20 protein-coding genes and 1 tRNA gene are annotated in these 18,656 nt (G+C 29.8%); 2 read left to right on the top strand and 19 right to left on the bottom strand.

The genetic code is table 11. The features are described from left to right. Positions 1-17: 17 nt before the first annotated feature. From CAMP5060_RS03130 to CAMP5060_RS03045, 18 genes are all read right to left on the bottom strand, one after another. Complete coding sequence (locus CAMP5060_RS03130; RefSeq protein WP_337217891.1) at positions 18-2,762, bottom strand: RecB-like helicase; 2,745 nt, start codon at positions 2,760-2,762, stop codon at positions 18-20. Next, positions 2,759-5,146, bottom strand: coding sequence for a PD-(D/E)XK nuclease family protein (locus CAMP5060_RS03125; RefSeq protein ID WP_337217890.1), 2,388 nt, complete (start codon positions 5,144-5,146; stop codon positions 2,759-2,761). Before CAMP5060_RS03125 ends, CAMP5060_RS03130 begins: the two co-directional genes overlap by 4 nt. Continuing rightward, on the bottom strand, positions 5,146-5,658 hold the full coding sequence (locus CAMP5060_RS03120; protein WP_337217889.1) for a FixH family protein: 513 nt from the start codon (positions 5,656-5,658) through the stop codon (positions 5,146-5,148). The genes CAMP5060_RS03125 and CAMP5060_RS03120 overlap by 1 nt, the downstream gene beginning before the upstream one ends. After that, the gene (locus CAMP5060_RS03115; RefSeq protein ID WP_337217888.1) at positions 5,659-6,159 is read right to left on the bottom strand and encodes a hypothetical protein; all 501 of its coding nucleotides are present in this window, start codon (positions 6,157-6,159) and stop codon (positions 5,659-5,661) included. A 71-nt stretch (positions 6,160-6,230) separates the two neighbouring features. Then, positions 6,231-6,332: a hypothetical protein gene (locus CAMP5060_RS03110; RefSeq protein WP_087685197.1), complete on the bottom strand. Its 102-nt coding sequence runs from the start codon at positions 6,330-6,332 to the stop codon at positions 6,231-6,233. Between the two features lie 2 nt (positions 6,333-6,334). Further along, on the bottom strand, positions 6,335-6,547 hold the full coding sequence (locus tag CAMP5060_RS03105; RefSeq protein ID WP_087700422.1) for a DUF4006 family protein: 213 nt from the start codon (positions 6,545-6,547) through the stop codon (positions 6,335-6,337). Continuing rightward, positions 6,547-7,425 (bottom strand): cytochrome-c oxidase, cbb3-type subunit III, encoded by an 879-nt coding sequence (ccoP, locus tag CAMP5060_RS03100; RefSeq protein WP_087700420.1) that lies wholly within the window; start codon positions 7,423-7,425, stop codon positions 6,547-6,549. The genes CAMP5060_RS03105 and ccoP overlap by 1 nt, the downstream gene beginning before the upstream one ends. After that, positions 7,425-7,628, bottom strand: coding sequence for a cytochrome c oxidase, cbb3-type, CcoQ subunit (locus tag CAMP5060_RS03095; protein WP_039617636.1), 204 nt, complete (start codon positions 7,626-7,628; stop codon positions 7,425-7,427). Before CAMP5060_RS03095 ends, ccoP begins: the two co-directional genes overlap by 1 nt. 8 nt (positions 7,629-7,636) lie before the next feature. Continuing rightward, positions 7,637-8,302: a cytochrome-c oxidase, cbb3-type subunit II gene (ccoO, locus tag CAMP5060_RS03090; protein WP_087700416.1), complete on the bottom strand. Its 666-nt coding sequence runs from the start codon at positions 8,300-8,302 to the stop codon at positions 7,637-7,639. Between the two features lie 11 nt (positions 8,303-8,313). Beyond that, on the bottom strand, positions 8,314-9,780 hold the full coding sequence (ccoN, locus tag CAMP5060_RS03085) for a cytochrome-c oxidase, cbb3-type subunit I (protein ID WP_087700414.1): 1,467 nt from the start codon (positions 9,778-9,780) through the stop codon (positions 8,314-8,316). A gap of 116 nt (positions 9,781-9,896) precedes the next feature. Continuing rightward, entirely contained in the window at positions 9,897-10,559 is a 663-nt protein-coding gene (locus tag CAMP5060_RS03080; RefSeq protein WP_214135702.1) for a sulfite exporter TauE/SafE family protein, read from the bottom strand. Beyond that, complete coding sequence (gene carA / locus CAMP5060_RS03075) at positions 10,556-11,674, bottom strand: glutamine-hydrolyzing carbamoyl-phosphate synthase small subunit (RefSeq protein ID WP_087700410.1); 1,119 nt, start codon at positions 11,672-11,674, stop codon at positions 10,556-10,558. The genes CAMP5060_RS03080 and carA overlap by 4 nt, the downstream gene beginning before the upstream one ends. Beyond that, the gene (locus CAMP5060_RS03070) at positions 11,671-12,222 is read right to left on the bottom strand and encodes a DUF507 family protein (protein ID WP_087700408.1); all 552 of its coding nucleotides are present in this window, start codon (positions 12,220-12,222) and stop codon (positions 11,671-11,673) included. Before CAMP5060_RS03070 ends, carA begins: the two co-directional genes overlap by 4 nt. Positions 12,223-12,283: 61 nt before the next feature. Then, positions 12,284-12,805: a MotE family protein gene (locus tag CAMP5060_RS03065; RefSeq protein ID WP_337217904.1), complete on the bottom strand. Its 522-nt coding sequence runs from the start codon at positions 12,803-12,805 to the stop codon at positions 12,284-12,286. Next, positions 12,799-13,221 carry a flagellar FliJ family protein gene (locus CAMP5060_RS03060; RefSeq protein WP_337217887.1) on the bottom strand — a complete coding sequence of 141 codons (423 nt, stop codon included), beginning with the start codon at positions 13,219-13,221 and terminating at the stop codon, positions 12,799-12,801. The genes CAMP5060_RS03065 and CAMP5060_RS03060 overlap by 7 nt, the downstream gene beginning before the upstream one ends. Continuing rightward, positions 13,218-14,468, bottom strand: coding sequence for an adenylosuccinate synthase (locus CAMP5060_RS03055; RefSeq protein ID WP_337217886.1), 1,251 nt, complete (start codon positions 14,466-14,468; stop codon positions 13,218-13,220). The genes CAMP5060_RS03060 and CAMP5060_RS03055 overlap by 4 nt, the downstream gene beginning before the upstream one ends. A 25-nt stretch (positions 14,469-14,493) precedes the next feature. Next, a tRNA-Sec gene (locus CAMP5060_RS03050) sits at positions 14,494-14,591 on the bottom strand. Positions 14,592-14,633: 42 nt separating this feature from the next. After that, on the bottom strand, positions 14,634-15,527 hold the full coding sequence (locus CAMP5060_RS03045; RefSeq protein ID WP_337217885.1) for a PhzF family phenazine biosynthesis isomerase: 894 nt from the start codon (positions 15,525-15,527) through the stop codon (positions 14,634-14,636). A gap of 191 nt (positions 15,528-15,718) precedes the next feature. Between CAMP5060_RS03045 and yedE the strand changes: the two genes are divergently transcribed. Together yedE and yedF are read left to right on the top strand one after the other, a co-directional pair. After that, positions 15,719-16,933 carry a selenium metabolism membrane protein YedE/FdhT gene (gene yedE, locus CAMP5060_RS03040; RefSeq protein ID WP_337217884.1) on the top strand — a complete coding sequence of 405 codons (1,215 nt, stop codon included), beginning with the start codon at positions 15,719-15,721 and terminating at the stop codon, positions 16,931-16,933. Next, complete coding sequence (gene yedF / locus CAMP5060_RS03035; RefSeq protein ID WP_087700396.1) at positions 16,930-17,157, top strand: sulfurtransferase-like selenium metabolism protein YedF; 228 nt, start codon at positions 16,930-16,932, stop codon at positions 17,155-17,157. The genes yedE and yedF overlap by 4 nt, the downstream gene beginning before the upstream one ends. A gap of 17 nt (positions 17,158-17,174) precedes the next feature. Here yedF and putP read toward each other — a convergent pair whose 3' ends face one another. Beyond that, on the bottom strand, positions 17,175-18,656 hold the full coding sequence (gene putP / locus CAMP5060_RS03030) for a sodium/proline symporter PutP (protein WP_039617615.1): 1,482 nt from the start codon (positions 18,654-18,656) through the stop codon (positions 17,175-17,177).

Raw genomic sequence — 18,656 nt, 5'->3', positions numbered from 1 at the left:
ATTGTTCTTTATCTATACTACACATACATTACCTCCACTTTATCCTTTAAAATATACACCAAAAAAGCCTTAGTGGAAGTCTTGGCTAAGATTTTTTCTATGGCTTCTTTGTAAAGTAAAACTTGCTTTTTATGTTCGTTTAAATTTAAGCCTGTTTTATAGTCTATAATGATAGCTTCATTATCATCAAATGCAAGCATATCAAGTTGTTTTTGCTCACCTTTATAAGTGATGATTTGCTCTTTTAGTAGCTTTTTACCCACTAAAAGCGCGTTAAAGCTCTCATCTTTTAAAAGCATAGTAAGTCTTTTAAAAAGCTCATTAAAAGCTTCATCATCTAAGTAAAAACGATATTTTTTATACACCATTTGCTTGCAAAATTCAAAATTACTTTTAGTGTTAAAATCAAAATATTGCAAAAACTCATGCAAAGCCAAGCCAAAATGTATTTGCGTGCTTGAAAGATGACTTTTTGCTTTAACTTCTTGCAAATTTACCTTTTGAAATTCTTCAAAGTTTTCTATTTGTTCTAAATTTTCTAAAGGCTCTTTTGTTTTTAAAAGCTGTTCTTCTATAATGCCTATTTGCTTTTCCTCGTAGTCTTGAAAATAACTCTTAAAGGTTTTAAAACTCTCATCGTTTTTTATGATAAAAAGAGAATTTTTAGCTCTAGTAAGCGCTACATATAGACAATTTATCTCATCTTCTGCTTGAAGTTTTTCTCTTTTAGCTAAAAAGGTATTGTAATTTTCATCTTCAAGATATTTTCTAGCACTATGCCTGCATTTTACTTCCCAACCTTGCTCTAAATCATACTCAAACATTAAAGTTTCATTATCCGGAGCTTTTTTACTAAGTCTATCAAGTACGATTAAATTTTCAAATTCAAGCCCCTTAGATTTATGCACGGTCATGATACTTACTCCATCATCTTGAGCTTGCAAAGACTTTAGTTCACATGGAGCAAATAAAAAATCAAAAAAATTATCAAAAGCACTTGCATACTCTAAATATGCAATGAGATTAACATCGCTTAAATCAAGCTTTAAAACATGTACTAAGTATTTTAAAATCTCACTTACACTACGGTTTAAATCAAGCGTTATAAACTCAAGTTTTTTTTCTAAAATACTACTTGCAAAGTACAAACTAAACTCATCTTTAAGTACACAAGCCTTTGCATACTCAAAAAGCACTCTTACACTAATACAATCTATCAAAGCTACATTGCTTTGCGTATAAGCTTTAATATCATTTTCTTCAAGAAATTCTTTCATTAAAGTAGCGTCTTTGTTAATCCATACCAAAATGCAAATTTCACTAAGCTTTACGCCTTTTTCCAAAAGCTTTTGAATGATTTTTAAAACTTCTTTGCCACTTGCTTCATGCAAAGAACTTTTTGGTGGGATATGATTTTGCAAAACTTCCACATATCCACCTTCTTTAATGCTTTTTTGCAAAGTAAAGCTAGGATTTAAAAAGCTATCAAAAAATTTATCTTTAAAGACTTCATTTACATAATCAACAATGATCTTTTTACTACGATAATTAGTATCTAAATGCTCTAATTTAATTTGTGGAAAGTCTTTTAAAAGCTTATCAAAAAGCTCTTTTTTACCCCCTCTAAAACCATATATGCTTTGCTTTTTATCACCTACGTAAAAAAAGCTTCTATTTTTTTTCACTCCCTCGCCTGAAACAAGCTCAGCAATGATGGGTTTTAAAATTTGATACTGCAAAACATTAGTATCTTGAAATTCATCGATTAATAAATGAGAAATATAACCATCAAGCCTAAAATAAATCAAATCTTTGTTAGTTTCATCACTAATTAATTCATAAGTTTTTAAAGCTATATCTGAAAAAGTCAATGCATTTTGCTTGGCATTATTTTCATTTCTTGCTTCTTTAAAATGCTTCAAAAGCTTTGCAAGCATACTAATGCGATAATTTTCCATTTGAGTAAAATACTCTTTTGCGCTTTGTAAAAACTCTGCTCTTTTTTGTAAAAATTCACTATCGATGACTTTTACAAAATATTTTTTATCTAAATCACAAATAATAGGTTTAGTAAAGAAATCTTCTATGTTTTCAAATTCGAAATTTTTTTGATAGTTTTTATCTGTGCTTAAATTTCTTGCATAAGTTATAAACTCACTTAAGCTTTTTTCTAAAAAAGTTTTATTTGGAAAATGTGCATTTTGTATAGAATTTATCTCACAAGATCTTTCATACAAGCTTTCAAGATTTTGCAAAAAATCACTTTTACTTTTTGTTTGGACAATGTAATAAGCTAAAGCTCTTAATTCTTCTTCGTCTAATTTAGAAATGAAATTTTTATAACTATCTTGACTTTCTATAATGTCAAAATCACTCATAAGACCTAAATTTAAAGCAAAAGAACGAATGATTTGTGAAAAAAAGCTGTCAAAAGTGTAGATATTAAGCTTAGATCTTAAAAACTCATCTTTGTATTTTTCTCTTAAAGCTATAAGCTCATTTTTACTTTTACCTAGCATTTTCATAAGCTCATTACACTCTGCTTTATTCTCTCCATTTTCAAGCACATCAAATTCTAAAAAGGTTTTAAAAACTCTTTCTTTCATTTCGCTTGTAGCTTTATTAGTAAAAGTAAGGGCTAAAATTTCATTAATCTTAGCTCCCATTAAAACCAAAGCTACAAAACGCACACTTAATGCAAAAGTTTTTCCACTTCCTGCGCTAGCTTCCAAAGCTAAAAAAGGCTCAAAATGATAACTCAAAGCTTAAACTCCTTTTTATAAAGCATGGTATAAGGGCTGTAAGTATTGTCGTTTTTTTGATTAAAAAATTCTTTTTCCAAAGGCTCTTTAGCAAGCTCATTAAGTAAATCTTTCAGTTCTTGTACGCTCTTACTTTTAGCATTTTCATGTATGATTTTGATATTTTTAAGATCATAAAAACAAGCTTTTGTATTTAATAAGGCATTTTGACTTTCTAATAAAAACTTATAAAAAGCAAGTTGATAAGACTTTTCATCTGCCTTGCCACTTTTATAATCTATAATCAATCTTTCATTGCCATTATTATCTACTCTATCTAAAAAGCCTATGGCGTGAATTTTCACTCCATTTTCTGTGATAAATTCTTTTCTTGGTGGATTAAATTCACATTTTTCTACCACATAACCTTGCTTAAAATGCTCATTTTCAAGTGTTTGAAATTCTTTAAATATAGTTTGTATTAAAGCTAAATTTAGCGCATCAACTCGGTATTGTTTAATGCTTTTTACCACTTGCATAAAAACTTCATAATCAAAATGATTTTTAGATTTTTGTGTATAATAAAGCTCTAAAGCCTTATGGATAAAACTCCCCAACTCATTTGCTCTAAGTGTATCATCTAAAGTCTTTGGCTCTTTTAATCTTAAAACATATTTATAATAATAATCCAAACCATAATGCACAAGAAGATGAAATCTTGAAAAAAAAAGATCACTTTGAAAATAATCGTGTTTTGCTTTAATACTTACAATAGGTTCAAGGTTAAAAGTACATGGATAAGTTTGAAAATATTTCACATAAGCATTATTACTATAAGTCTTATCTTCATAAAGTGGAAGTTCAAGTTCATTTAAAAATCTTGATTTGATTTTTTCTTCATTTTCCACATAAGAAATTCCAACTAATTTTGCCTTGGCTATTAAAGTATAATAATAATGTCTTTGTAAATTTTCTCTTTGAGCATGAGTGATAAGTCCTGCTTTTTTACGAATTTCATTATTTAAAAATAACTCGCTTGAAACTCTTTTTGGGATAAACTCATCATTAAAATCAACTATAATTACCCCATCATATCTAAGTCCCCTACTTTCTAAAAGTCCCATTACAGTAACTTCACCACCACCAACACTGCTTAATTTTATACCATCAATTTGCATAAAAAATAATTCTAAAATTTGCATAAAGCTTAACTTGTGTGTTTTTATAAGCTCTTTGATAAAAATAAGCTCTTGAAGTATATAATTTTTTAATTCTTCATCACTATCTTCTAGCAAATTAAAAATAAAATTCTCAAAAAAATCATAAGAAATATTTTCATCAAAAAGCTTTTTAAACTCTGCAAAATCAACGTTAGAAGAAAAAAAATGTAAATTGCACAAATGTTTATTTAAATTACACCTTTCATAAAAATCTTCATTTTCTTCATACTCAAACTCATCATCTTTAGCACTTTCATACAAAGACTTTAGTCTATGATAAAAAAGTGTGTTTTTAATACTCTCTCCACTTGCATAGTTTAAAACATTGTTTTTATCATAAAGTCTTAAAATATCTACAAAATTCTCATCAGGAGTAATCACTACAATATCTTTTGCACTTATACCGGATTTTAAAAAAGAATTAATTTTTTCAAAAACAAAAGCAGCTTGTAAAGATCTTAAGTGAAAACTTTTATAACTAATCTTACTTTCTTTAAAAAAGTACTCTTCTTTTAAAATTGTTTTTTGATTTACATCAAACAAATAAGCATGATTTTCTTTAAGAGAAAGTCCTTGTAAAAAGCTAAGAGTATTTAAAAAATCTTTATTAAATTTAGTACAATTAAACTGTACTTTAAGAGGAAGTATTTCCTTAACTTTTAACAAAAGCTCTACTTCAAAAGCATTTAAAAAACCTTGAAAATCAAAAATAATCTCATCATAATTTTTTAAAAAATCATTATTAATTTCATAATCTAGCGGCAAAGAAATATCATCATATAAATTTTGTTCTTTTAATAAAGCAAGATAATTTTTAAAAAGCTCTTCTAAAATTTGCAAATGCTCATCATACTGAGCATAAGCATCATGAAATTTTAATGAGTTAATATCTTTTTTTTCTAAACTAAGCTCTTTAAAGAAACTAAATAAATAAGCATTATTCTTTAAGAAAGCAAAAAAATTACTCGGTATTTTTAAACTTTGCTCTAAATTTTTAGTTTGCTCGCAAGCCTTTTTCATCAAAAGCAAACATTCATAATGAGTTGCTTGAAAATATGGAGAAAAAACTAATTTTTGCATAAATTCGGCTATACTCATAGCCGGTTCTACTAAACTATCAATCTGTAGTTTTTTCTCATAATACTTTCTTAAAGCTCTTAGTGAGCTAAATACAAAAAGCTTCATTATTTAGTTTGTAAAAAGAATTTAAAAAATCCTACACTATTTTCATCTTGAGTGATTTTTAAAAGTATTTGCCAAACACCTTTTTCTTTGATATTAAAATCAAACACCAAATCACTTCCTTCTAATCTGGCTTGCAAATTCTCATCATTTACATTTGTATGTGGACGCGAAAGTAAAGTTTGAATTTGAAGTTTATTTAAGTCATAATCTTTTAAATTTTCAATTGCAATCCTAAGTTTATTTTGCCCTTCATTGATATAATAAACTTGATTTTTCTTATGCACAAAGCTTTCTTTGTCTTTAATGCTTAGTTTAAAATTTTCATCAAAAATCTTTTGTCTGTTTTGAATTTCATTATAATTTAACTCTACATTTTGATAAGAATCAAAATAAAAATTATCTTCGTACACAGGCGCCTTGCTTGCAACAAAAATCGTAACAATACAAGCTATAACAATAAGCCCTAAAGAAATCAAAATACCATAAGGCCAAAATGTTTTTTGATTTTGCATTTATCTTCTCCTTTTGATTTTTCTTTGAACTAGCATTAAAATCGCAACACACAAAAATCCATAAATTAAAATTCTCATGATATTTAAAGTATCACGATTTGAATTTCCATAAAAAGGCTTTATATTAAAATGATTTGCCACTTGATCAGCAATATCTGCATAACCATTTAAAATAGCAGCGTTATAAATGTCTTTTTGTTTAGGATTTGCAAGTATAGGTAAAATCGTTCCTTTTTCAGGATAAGGACTTAAGACACCTTCTTTATCAAAATACTTCATAGCATCATCACTTGCAAGTATATCTACCTTATGCGAAGCTTTAGAAAATACAAGTAAAATATATGGCTTGCTCAAATTAGCTTCATAGCTTTTTAAGCTTTCAAAGTCTTTTTTATCGCTTAATGCCAAAGCGATATTTACTCCAGTTAACTCACGAATTTGTTTAGAACTTGAAGTGATATTTTGCTCTATTGCAGTGTTTAAGATGTTATCATTTAACAATATTTCAGCATATAAAAAATTAGCAAAACAAATAAAAATGGCGGTTAAAAAACCGCCTTTAAATGTATTTTTCATCCTATAAAAAGATGATTTACAGTTAAAACTGACCAAGCAGTAATTCCTGCTGCTACAACTAAGCCAGCTATGATTAAGTATTCAAGAACTTTTGCCATGATCATTCCTTTATGATGATATGTTCTTCTCTTTTAGAGTCAAACATTTTAATTTGCTCTGCATTTTCTAATTTATAAGGTTTTTGCATTACATCTTGTTGTGCTTTTAAACCCCAAATAGTAAGTCCAGCTAAAATTGATAACAATAAAACAGTTGCTATTAACATTCCACTAACACCTGAAAGTGAAAATACACATCTATTTGAATTTTCCATTATTCACCCCTTGAAAGAGAAATTGTATATTCGCCAACTGCTTCTTTTTGAAGCTCGTTTAATAAACCATTATTAAAATGAGGCATTACACCTATACTACCTGCTTTACCACGATTTAAAACTTCTACCACAAATTCAGCACTACCATATTTTGTTAAATCTGGAGCTACTAACTGACCATCAATAGTTCCTTTTCCATCTTCACCATGACATACTGCACAAGTTACAAAAAGTTCTTTTCCTTTTGCTACAAGCTGAGGATTTTCAGTTTTTTTAATCACTGAAATTTCAGAAGCAACATAAGCTGCAATTGCAGGAATATCAGCTTCATCTATACCATTATCCGCTGCGCTTAACATCTCGCCCATAGGATAATTCATACCTTTAGAACCTTTAGTAATTACTTCTATAAGTCCTTCTTCTGAGCCCCAAATATTAAGATTTTGTGCTTTTCCATTGATACCATCACCAGTAATTCCATGACAAGAAGAACATTGAACCAAGAAAATATTTTTACCCATTTCTTGTTTATCTTGTGCACTTAAATTTGCAAATTTCTGCGCAAATTTTTCATTATGTGCTTGTACTTCTTTATTATACTCACCAATTTGAGAATAGCTATTTAAAGGATATCCCCAAAGAAAATACCATATACACCATACTATAGCTAAGAAAAATACAACAGCCCAACCAAGTGGTATAGGATTTTTAAACTCACCTATACCATCCCAACTATGCTCGCTTAGCTCACCTTGGCTTTTTTCTTCTTTCATACTTTTAAATAATTTTCCTACCACAACAAGTGTAATCAAGATGATAAGAATTGCTCCAATAAAAGATAATAAATTAACATTATCTTGTAAGTTCAACCATTGCATTAAGCACTCCTTTTATTTTGCTCTAAAACACGATCGCTGATTTCATCATGCAATGCTAAATCAGCATATTTTTCATAGTTTCTTCTACCTGTTTTTTCAGATCTATATAAATGAAACCAATAAGAATACAAAACTACCACTAAAAACACTACAAGAGCAAAAAAACCATAAGCTTGTAGCTCTCTTATTAGTTCTAAATCCATAGTTTTTCCTATTTTAAGCTATTAAGATACGCGATTAAAGCTACAATCTCTCTAATTTCGCCTCTAGCAAACGCATCTTTAACATCTTGATTTTTCATTTGATCTACTATAGCTTGAGCTTCTGCTTTAACTTCTGCTTGAGCCTCTTCCCAAGTACCAAGTTTTGTACCATTTTCAACATCATAAGGCACATTGAAAACTTTTTTTACAGTTAGCGCTTCTGCATAAGCTGTTTCTATGTTTGCATTATTGCTAAACATATGTTTATAAGCTGGCATAATAGAACCAGGAACGACTGAAACTGGATCCCACATATGATTTTCATGCCAATCTGTAGTTCTAAAATTACCTATACGCAATAAATCAGGTCCGGTTCTTTTTGAACCCCATAAAAATGGTCTATCATAAGCATATTCACCACTAACTGAATACATACCATAACGATCTGTTTCTGATTTAAAAGGACGAATAAGTTGTGAATGACACGCATTACAACTTTCTTTAATATAAGCATGGCGTCCTGCAAGTTGTAAAACCGTATAAGGCTTTTTACCTTCAATTGGTCTTGCATTTTGAGCAAAATCAGGTAAAACCTCTACAATACCTGCATACGCAATTACAATAAATACCGCTACAGCAAAAAAGAATGGATTTTTTTCTAACCAACTAAACATATTTTTCCTCCTTATGCTGCCATAGGTGAAGCACTTTTTGGTTCTTTATCAAGTACTCTACCCACTGCGATTGATTTGTAAATATTATAAACAAACATGAAAAATCCTACTAAGTATAACAAGCCACCCACAGCTCTAATCCAATAGTAAGGAATAATAGCTTCAACAGTATCGATGAAAGTATAAAGTAAGTTACCATACTCATCTGTAGCTCTCCACATCATACCTTGAGTAATACCTGCTATCCACATAGAACTAAAGTACAATACTATACCTGTGGTTTGAATCCAAAATTGAGCTTCCATTAATGATTTGCTATATAACTCTCTTTTAAACATTCTAGGTACCATGTGATAAAGTGCAGCCATGGTCATAAAGCCAACCCAACCTAAAGTACCATCATGAACATGTCCTGGAATCCAATCTGTAAAGTGCGCTAATGCATTAACTGATTTAATAGAAAGAATAGGACCTTCCAAAGTTGAGAACATGTAGAAAGTTGAAGCTAAAATCATAAATTTGATTAATGGGCTTTCTCTTAATTGACTCCACTCACCTTTCATAGTAAGTAAGATATTAATTGCTGAACCCCAAGAAGGTAAAATAAGCACAATTGAAAAAACTGAACCCATAGTTTGCATCCAATCAGGTACGGTAGAATAAATCAAGTGGTGTCCACCTGCCCATAGATAAACAAACATTAAGCCCCAAAATGCAAATAAAGACAATTTATAAGAGAAAATTGGTTGACCGCTTTCTTTTGGCAAGAAATAATAAATTTGAGCAATAATACCAACAGTGAATACAAATGCAACAGCATTGTGTCCATACCACCATTGAACTAACGCATCATTTGTTCCTGCATACATAGAAACACTATGCCACCAATCGCCCATTCCACTTACAAAGTATGTTGGTACAGCCATATTATTAAATAGATAAAGCATTGCTATACCTAAAAAAGTAGCTATATAATACCAAAGTGAAACGTATAAAGTTTTTTCACGGCGAATTCCAATAAGTCCAAAAATGCTTACACCCCATAAAACCCAAACTAAAACTACCAATATATCAAGTGGCCATTCAAGCTCTGCGTATTCTTTTGAAGTACTAACACCTGCAAACAAAGTAATAACAGCTATAATCATAGTAATCATATAAAGCCAAAAATGTAATTTACCAACAAACATTAAAAAGCTTGATTCTGCCATACTAACTTTTAGCACGCGTTGACCAATATAATACCAAGTAGCCCAAATTCCTGAGAGCATAAAACCAAAAATTACACCTGAAGTGTGCAATGGTCTAAGTCTTGAAAAAGTACCATACTCACCGGCTAAATAGTTTAAATCCGGATAAGCCATTTGAAAGGCAATAAGCGTTCCAATAGCCATACCAATAACACCAAACAATAAGGTAGCAAACATAAAATATTTAGCAACCGTATAGTCATAGTTTAATGCATTTCCTGGGTGCATTTCCTCTCCTTAATTTTTTTTCTGCAAATATGCAATCTTTATATTATATGATATTTAATATCTTTTTTAGCTTAAATTATGTCTAATTATTTATTATTTATTAATAAATAATAATGTTATCGCGTGAGCATAAAACCAGTATAAGAAAAATACATACCGTAAAAAAAGATTAAAATATAAGAAATCAAACTAGCTATTTTTTGAAATTTTTCATTTAGTGTTTTAGAAAAATAAGCAAAAAATATCAAAGCAGGTAAGGTTGAAAGTCCAAAAATAAGCATAATTAATGCCGCTAAATAGACATTTTGCATACTCATACCAAAGGCTATATAAAAATACACCAATCCACAAGGCACAAAACCATTTAAAAATCCCAAAAAAAGAGTACTTTTTAAAGACTTGTTTTGAATTAATCTTGAAATATTTTTTTTAATGACACAATCAAAAATTAAAGAGCTTTCAAAAAAAGCTAAAAATTTTCCTTTAAAAATTAAAGCAAAAGCTAAAACTACCATAAAAATCCCGATAGCAAAAAGCATTATACCTTTTGCAAATTCACTAAAATAAAATAAATTTCCAAAAAATCCAAAAAACACGCCTAAACAAACATAAGCAAAAATTCTAGATAAATGATAAGAAAAGATTAAAAGAGAAAAAGGAAGTTTTATTTGCTTTGAAAGCTGAGTATAAGCTAAAACAAAACCTCCGCACATTCCATAACAATGTCCAAAGCTAGAAAGAAAAGCTATACTCACTAAAGCAATGAAATCTAAATTCACAAAAGCTCTAAAAATTCTTTAAAGATATACTTGCTCTCATGTGGCCCTGATGAGCTTTCTGGATGGTGTTGTACTGATATAATAGGATAGTTTTTATATCTTACACCCTCTACATTATCACCAAATAAATTTCTATGAGTAATAGTTGCAACCTCTGCTATTTCTTCAGGAACATTATAGTTGTGATTTTGTGCTGTAATTTCTACTGTATTATTTGTAAGATTGATTACTGGATGATTTGCACCATGTTGACCAAATTTCATCTTATAAGTTTCATAACCAAAAGCATTACTTAAAAGTTGGTGGCCTAAACAAATACCTAGCATAGGAATTTTTGCTTCTGCTAATTTTTTTATCTCTGCAATTTCATCTTTTAAAATTTTTGGCTCACCTGGTCCATTTGATAAAAATACCCCATGAATTACACCTTTTTGATATAAATCAATCAAATCTTTTGCTTTTGTATTATAAGGAAAAACTTCTACTTCAAGTCCTACACTTACAAGTTCATTTAAAATATTTTCTTTTACACCATAATCAATCACAGCTACTTTTTTACCACTTGCTTTTACGTTCTCATAAGCTTTTTTGCTATGATCCCAAGCACCTTTACTATGCTTATAAGAGCTTTTAGTGCTAACTTGAGCTACATAATTTACCTCATCGATTTTAGCACTAGAAAGAAGCATTTTCTTAAGTTCTTCTTTGTCTTTGATTTCAGTAGAAACAACGGCTCTTAAATTGCCTTGATCTCTAATCATTTTAACTAAAAATCTTGTATCAATTTCACAAAGTCCTATTTTGCCATGGTTTTTCAAATAAGCATTTAAAGAATTATTAGCTCTAAAATTAGAATAATCTTCATTTAATTCTCTTATAATCATACCGCTAGCAAAAATTTCTTTACTTTCATTGTCTTCATCATTAACACCAACTATACCAATTTCTGGCATTGAAAAAACTACAAATTGACCCGCATATGAAGGATCAGAAATAATCTCTTGATAACCAGTTAAAGAGGTATTAAAAACAAGCTCACCAAAAAAAGTTCCACCTTCCCCAAAAGCTTTTGCGCTTAAAAAAACATCATTTTCTATATAAATATATGCTTTCATAAAAGTCCCTTTTTTCTAAGCTCTTCTTGATATAACTTTTCAAATACCAATTCATATTCTTCAGAACCTGGGATAAGTTTTCTTTTATAATTTGAAATTTTTTCATAGACTAAATCTTCTAAATTTTCATACTCTTTTAAATAAGACATAATACTTGAAAAAATCAAATTTTTCACACGATTTTCTGATACATTATAATTTATCAAGTCCTCTTCTACTAAATTTTCTAAAATTTTATGAGAAAGGTTATTATATCTATCTTCACTATCAAGCATAAATTTAAATTCACTTGCTAGTTTTTTCTTAATCATCCAAAACATACTTTTTCTATCTATTTGCATAAACTCTATTTCATCCTCTTGACTTTCTAAAAGCTCTTTTGCTTTTTCATCAAGTTTACGCTCATTTAAAACATCTATTTCTATAATTTCTTTTGCTATTTTTAAAAGTTTTTGGCTATCATCTTTGATTTTTACAAAAGAAGAGTGCATTAAATCAAGTATTATTTTATTTGCTATATAAGGTATATGAGCTGGTTTGATACGCATTTATTCACCTTTTTATTTTTATTGAAATAATACTAAAAAAAAGGTAAAAACTGCTTAAAACTTACTGCAAACTTGCATTTTGATCTAAATTTTTTAAAAGCAATGTTAAGTCTGAAGCTTTCTTAGGTTCCATTTTTGCCATAATAGATGAAATTTTTCTAGGATCAAGCGAAAGTAGAATTTTTGAAGCTTCATCAGGTTCCATTTCACTTAATATACCTGCAACAGCCACATCTTTCATTTTTGCATAGATTTCTGTAATACGCCCCATAGTTTTATCATTAATCGCTTGAAGATTTTCTTTAGTTGCTTTCAATATACGCTCATTTTGTTCTTTTAAGGTTTTGATTTGTTCTAAACTTGCATTAATATCAGCCTCTTTTTGCACCAAAGCTTGCATTTTTTCTTTTTGTAAAGCTTCAAAAGATGCTCTATATGCCTCTAAACTTTGTCTTGCTTCATCATATTCTCTAATTTGTTCTTGCATTTGTTCTTTTCTAGCTTCGAAATACTGCTCACAATTTTGCTGAGCATGTAAAATACTTACTATAAAAATAAAGAAATATATTATTTTTTTCATGATTTGTCCTTATTAAAATGCCTTGTTATAGCAAGTTCATCTATAAACTTTTCTTCTTCTTTTTGTAAAGCTTTTTGAATCTTTTTTAATTCTTCATTTTCTAAAACTTTGATTTTTTCAAATTCCAAATGAGCTTTTTTATATAAATGCTGATGATGTGCTAATTCTTTTTTGGTTAAATCTAATTTTTGTTTGACCCTTTGCTTGCCTTCTCTTGCAATTTCTTGCAATTTTAAAGACGATCTTAACAAAGCTATCGAGCCCTTATCGGCTAAAGTTAAGCTTTCGCAAGTTTTTGAGGCTTCCTTAAGCTCTTCTTCACACAGCAAAAGCTTTTGTCTTGTTTTGGTTAAATTTGCTTCTGCTTTATCAAGCTGTTGTTTTCTAAGCTTAATTACAGAAGAATATTTGCTTTTCATAAAATGATAGTATCTTCTCTTTCGGGACTTGTAGAGATATAGCCTACTTTAACACCACTTAATTCTTCCAAACGTTTAATGTATTTTTTTGCATTTTCAGGCAATAAATCATAATCTCTAATCCCTGCAACTTTGTCCCAACCTTCCATTACTTCATAAATAGGTTTAGCATTTTCTAAATCACAAGGCACATAGTCTATTTCTTGTCCCTTATACTCATAAGCTTTACAAATTTTAACACTTTCAAAACCATCTAACACATCAAGTTTCATTAATGATAAAGTATCTAAGCCGTTTAATCTTGCAGTATATCTTACCGCAACCGCATCAAACCAACCACATCTTCTTTTTCTACCTGTGCTTACTCCGATTTCTTTACCAATAAGTCCTATTTTTTCACCATCTTCACCTAAATCTTCACTTGGAAAAGCTCCATTTCCCACTCTTGTTGTATAAGCTTTTACTATACCTATAACTTTTCCAATTTCTTTTGGATTTAATCCCAAACCACTTAAAGCTCCAGCTGAAATAGTCGTTGAACTAGTAACATAAGGATAAGTTCCATGATCAATATCAAGCATTGATCCTTGCGCGCCTTCTAATAATACTTTTTTATCTTCATCTAAAGCTTTCCAAAGCATTCTTGTAGTATCTGTAATATATGGCGCTAGCACTTCTTTAAAGCGTTTTAAATCTTTTAAAATTTCATCATAACTAGGCATTGCAATACCTAAAATATCAAAATAAGTTTTTTTAAGTTCAAAATCTTTCATTAAATTTTCACAAAGTTTTTCAGGCTCTAGCAATTCCCCTACTCTATGTCCATTACGACTTATTTTATCTTCATAACTTGGCCCTATACCTTTGCCTGTTGTTCCTATAGCTTTATCGCCTTTAAGTCTTTCTCTTGCTTGATCAATCAAAGCATGATGATTTAAATTTAAATGAGCCCTATCACTTATAAATAATCTTCCTTCTAAATTTTCAAATTGAGCCATTTCGCTAATTAGCACATCAGGATTAACTACAACTCCATTACCTATGACATTAATACATTGCTTATTTAAAACACCTGATGGCATTAAATGTAAAGCATATCTTATACCATCAACCCATATGGTGTGACCTGCATTATGTCCACCTGCACTCCTGCAAACATAATTATAATTTTCACATAGCTTATCAACTATCTTACCTTTACCCTCATCACCCCATTGGATACCAACGACAATATCTGCTTTACTCATAAAAAACTCCATTTTGACTTAAATTTGGCGAGAAGGTGAGAGAATCGAACTCCCCAAAAAGTAGTCAACTACTCTTTCATCTGATTTGAAGTCAGTGGCCATCACCAGATAAGCTAACCTTCCAAAAAAGATATTATATCTTAATATTTTTAATTGAAATAAAAATTAAATAAACAACTTTGTTTTAAAAACAACAACTGCCTCACCTGTAATTTTAACTTTATCTTCTTTAGGGAAAAATTCTACTAAAATCTTTCCTTCTCGTCCTATAGCTTTTCCTTGTTTAGCATAAAATGAAAAAGTATCTTTTATGTTTGAAAATTTATATTTGTGCAAAAAGGGAGCTAAAGGTGCATGTGCATTTCCAGTAACTGGATCTTCATTTATACCAATAGCTGGCGCAAACATCCTTCCTTGTGTTAAAATATTTTCTTCTTTAGTATCAAAAGTAAAAACAAAATATCCATTACAGTCTATACATTCACTAAGCTTTGCTAACTCTTGCATATTAGGCTTTAAAGCATTTAAAACATGATAATCTTTTATAGCTATTAAAACTTTAGAATGTCCTGTAGAAACTACTTGTATTGGTAATTCCTTAATCAAATCCTCTTCTTTTAAACCTAGTGCTTTGGTTAGAATTTCTATCTCTTTTTGATTTAATTTATTTAAAAATTCAATCTCGTCATAAGTCATAGTCATAAAATAATTATCATCTTCTATTTTTACTTCAACATCAAAAACGCCTGCCTTGCATTTTTGTTCAAAAATAGTATTTTGACTAATATTTTTTTCTAAAGCTAAAGCATAATGCGTTGCAATAGTAGCATGCGAACATACAGGAACTTCAGTACTTGGAGTGAAAAATCTTACCTCGTGTGAAAAATTATTATTTGGATTTTTAAAAACAAAAGCTGTTTCTGAATTATTAAGTTCTCTTGCGATTTTTTGCATTAAATCATCACTTAAACCATCTGCATTTACTACGACTCCAGCAGGATTTGCATAAAATTTTTCTCTAGTAAAAGCATCAATTTGGTATACAATATATTCTTTCATAACCAATCTCCAACTATTTAACAACCATCGCTAGATTAATAATTATTATATCTTAATATTTTTAATTAAAATAAAAATTAAATATCTAAAGTTATGGGAGACTTTGTTTTATTTTCTTATCAAATTTCTTAGCTATAATAACACTTTATTTTAGTGTCAAGTTTTGACAATCACAATTTTTGGATACAACAATGCATTCTTTCAAACAATCTTTTTTTATAAATTTTTGGGATAATTCCAAAAGCATGATCATGCTTGGAATTTTAAGTGCTATTTATTTTGGAATTTTTGGTAGTGTTTGGGCAGTCACTGGCGAAATGACACGCTGGGGTGGAGAGTTTTTAGAATTTTTTGGTATAGACTTAAGCTCTTATTCTTATTATCAAAAGCAAAATTTAAGTGGCACTCCCTTAACAAGAATTGATGGTATTATGCTTATAGGTATGTTTATAGGGTGTTTAAGTGCTGCGTTTTTAGCAAATAAATTCAAATGGCGCTTACCTGCTAGCAAAATTCGAATTTTTCAAGCTATTATAGGCGGAATTTTATCTGGATTTGGTGCAAGACTTGCCTTTGGTTGCAACCTAGCAAATTTTTTTACAGGCTTGCCTTATTTTTCTTTACATACTTGGGTTTTTACTTTGTTTATGATTTTAGGGATTTATTTAGCTGTTAAAGTTTGCAACCTAGCACTTTTTAAGCCAAAAGCCAAATTACAACGCGTTTGTAAAGAAAACCAACCATTAAAAACACAAAATAAAACCGCAAAGATATATTTTTATACAGGACTTATTTTATTTATAATTTTTATTGCTTATGCTGGATTTATAATACAAAAACAACCTTTAAATATTAAAAACAAAGAAAGTATTCTCCCCTTAGCGCTAATATTTGGCTTTGTTTTTGGTTTTATCATATCTAGAGCTCAAATTTGCTTCACTTCTTGCTTTAGAGATTTATTTTTATTTAGTAGAGATAATGCTATAAAAGGTGCTTTAATAGGTATGATTATAGCTTGTTTAATAGCTTTTGCATTTATCTTACAAGGACACACTAGCAAAATAATAGAAATATCACCAAATATTGCTTTGGGTGCTTTTTTATTTGGCTTTGGGATAGTTTTTGCCGGAGGATGCGAGTGTGGCTGGATGTATCGAGCTTGTGAAGGACAAAGTCATTTTATTATAGTGGGTATTGCAAATATTATTGGTACTATGATATTAGCTTTAAGTTACGATTATTTTCCAAATTTCTTAACAGATGGAGTAAAGATTCATCTTTTAAATGAATTTGGTTATTTTAATGGCTTAGTAATCAATTTAACTTTATTTGCAATTTTATTTTTATTTATATTAAAGTTTAAAAAATCATTCTTTTTCAAACAAAATAAAAAAGGAAAAATATGATTATTCATTATAGTTTAAATTTAGAAGGTGAAGCTTGCCCATATCCTGCTATAGCTACTATTGATGCCTTAAAAGAACTAAAATCAGGTGAAATCTTAGAAATTTTATGCGACTGTCCGCAAAGTATCAATTCTATACCTCAAGATGCTAAAAATCGTGGTTTTGAAATTCTAGAAATAAATCAAGATGGCCCAACGCTTAGATTTTTAATTCAAAAGCCTTAAAGGCTTTTGAATATATATTAAAGATGTTTTAACATTGTTTCATAAGCTGCTTTAGTTCCTGGGCGCACTTTAGTTACCAAACTCACTAAAACAATCACAACAGAAGCAGCTAAAAATCCCGGAATGATTTCATAAATAGGAAAATTAAGCCACTCGGCCAAGAAATTTTTATATGCTACAACTACAACTGCACCAGTAATCATACCTGCAATAGCAGCATATCTTGTCATTTTTGACCAAAATAACGAAAAGAGCATTACAGAACCAAAACTTGCTCCAAATCCTGCCCAAGCATAAGCTACTATACTTAATACACTTGAGTTTTTATCAGTAGAAATGATAAAAGCTATCACAGCTACTGCTAAAACACCAAATCTACCCAAAGTCATCACTGTTTTATTAGATGCTTCTTTATTAAAAATTCTTTTATAAAAATCTTCTGCTATAGTTGAACTTGAAACAAGCAATTGTGAACTTGCTGTACTCATGATAGCTGCTAAAATAGCGCTAAGTAAAATGCCTGCTATCCAAGGATTAAAAAGTAATTGTGACATTACGATAAAAATCTTTTCAGGATCTTGCAAACTAAGCTCAAATTTACTCACATAAGCTATACCTAAAATACCTATCAAACAAGCACCAATTAAAGATATAACCATCCAAGAAATTCCTACAAAAGTAGCAGTTGGGATATCTTTAGTTGATCTTATAGACATAAAGCGTACCAAAATATGCGGTTGACCAAAATATCCAAGTCCCCATGAAAGTGCTGAAACTATACCCAAAAAGCTCAACCCTTCTCCCATGGAAAAAGTATTTGGCTTGATTTCTTTAACTATATTAACAGCTTCACTAAATCCACCCAAATGATAAATCATCACTATAGGCACAACAATCAAGGCGCTCATCATTAATAAACCTTGAATTAAATCTGTCCAACAAACTGCCTTATATCCACCCAAAAATGTATAAGCAACTATAATCACAGTTCCTGTAGTAAGTGCATAATCATATTGAATTCCAAAAGTTGCTTCAAAAAGTTTTGCCCCACCTACAAGCCCCGAAGAAACATAAAAAGTAAAGAAGATCAAAATAACAATAGCACAAACCACTCTTAATATATGCTTATCATCATCAAATCTTGTTTCAAAATAATCAGGAATTGTAATAGAATTTGCAATCACACTAGTATAAATTCTAAGTCTTTTTGCTACAAAAGCCCAGTTTAAAAATGCTCCTATACTAAGACCTATTGCAATATAACTTTCAGCCAAACCGCTTACATATAAAGCTCCTGGTAAACCCATTAAAAGCCAACCGCTCATATCAGAAGCTCCTGCACTAAGTGCAGAAACCACCGGTCCCATAGAACGCCCACCTAAAAAATAGTCCTCTGAATTTTTATTTTGTTTATAAAAATAAAATCCGATAAAAAGCATTAATGCTGAATATGCGACAAACATTATCGCAATTTGAGTATTAATTTGAACAACCTCCAT

The organism is Campylobacter sp. 1569, from assembly GCF_024723675.1.
GTDB lineage: Bacteria > Campylobacterota > Campylobacteria > Campylobacterales > Campylobacteraceae > Campylobacter_D > Campylobacter_D jejuni_C.
This window is presented reverse-complemented; position numbering and strand designations above follow the sequence as displayed.

What these genes read in the sequence shown, in the direction of transcription:
- CAMP5060_RS03045 (WP_337217885.1), bottom strand. Translation starts at nt 15,527, where the DNA reads ATGAAAGAATATATTGTATACCAAATTGATGCTTTTACTAGAGAAAAA.
- ccoN (WP_087700414.1), bottom strand. Translation starts at nt 9,780, where the DNA reads ATGCACCCAGGAAATGCATTAAACTATGACTATACGGTTGCTAAATAT.
- CAMP5060_RS03120 (WP_337217889.1), bottom strand. Translation starts at nt 5,658, where the DNA reads ATGCAAAATCAAAAAACATTTTGGCCTTATGGTATTTTGATTTCTTTA.
- CAMP5060_RS03125 (WP_337217890.1), bottom strand. Translation starts at nt 5,146, where the DNA reads ATGAAGCTTTTTGTATTTAGCTCACTAAGAGCTTTAAGAAAGTATTAT.
- CAMP5060_RS03055 (WP_337217886.1), bottom strand. Translation starts at nt 14,468, where the DNA reads ATGAGTAAAGCAGATATTGTCGTTGGTATCCAATGGGGTGATGAGGGT.
- putP (WP_039617615.1), bottom strand. Translation starts at nt 18,656, where the DNA reads ATGGAGGTTGTTCAAATTAATACTCAAATTGCGATAATGTTTGTCGCA.
- CAMP5060_RS03105 (WP_087700422.1), bottom strand. Translation starts at nt 6,547, where the DNA reads ATGGAAAATTCAAATAGATGTGTATTTTCACTTTCAGGTGTTAGTGGA.
- CAMP5060_RS03070 (WP_087700408.1), bottom strand. Translation starts at nt 12,222, where the DNA reads ATGCGTATCAAACCAGCTCATATACCTTATATAGCAAATAAAATAATA.
- CAMP5060_RS03060 (WP_337217887.1), bottom strand. Translation starts at nt 13,221, where the DNA reads ATGAAAAGCAAATATTCTTCTGTAATTAAGCTTAGAAAACAACAGCTT.
- ccoP (WP_087700420.1), bottom strand. Translation starts at nt 7,425, where the DNA reads ATGCAATGGTTGAACTTACAAGATAATGTTAATTTATTATCTTTTATT.
- ccoO (WP_087700416.1), bottom strand. Translation starts at nt 8,302, where the DNA reads ATGTTTAGTTGGTTAGAAAAAAATCCATTCTTTTTTGCTGTAGCGGTA.
- CAMP5060_RS03110 (WP_087685197.1), bottom strand. Translation starts at nt 6,332, where the DNA reads ATGGCAAAAGTTCTTGAATACTTAATCATAGCTGGCTTAGTTGTAGCA.
- yedE (WP_337217884.1), top strand. Translation starts at nt 15,719, where the DNA reads ATGCATTCTTTCAAACAATCTTTTTTTATAAATTTTTGGGATAATTCC.
- carA (WP_087700410.1), bottom strand. Translation starts at nt 11,674, where the DNA reads ATGAAAGCATATATTTATATAGAAAATGATGTTTTTTTAAGCGCAAAA.
- yedF (WP_087700396.1), top strand. Translation starts at nt 16,930, where the DNA reads ATGATTATTCATTATAGTTTAAATTTAGAAGGTGAAGCTTGCCCATAT.
- CAMP5060_RS03095 (WP_039617636.1), bottom strand. Translation starts at nt 7,628, where the DNA reads ATGGATTTAGAACTAATAAGAGAGCTACAAGCTTATGGTTTTTTTGCT.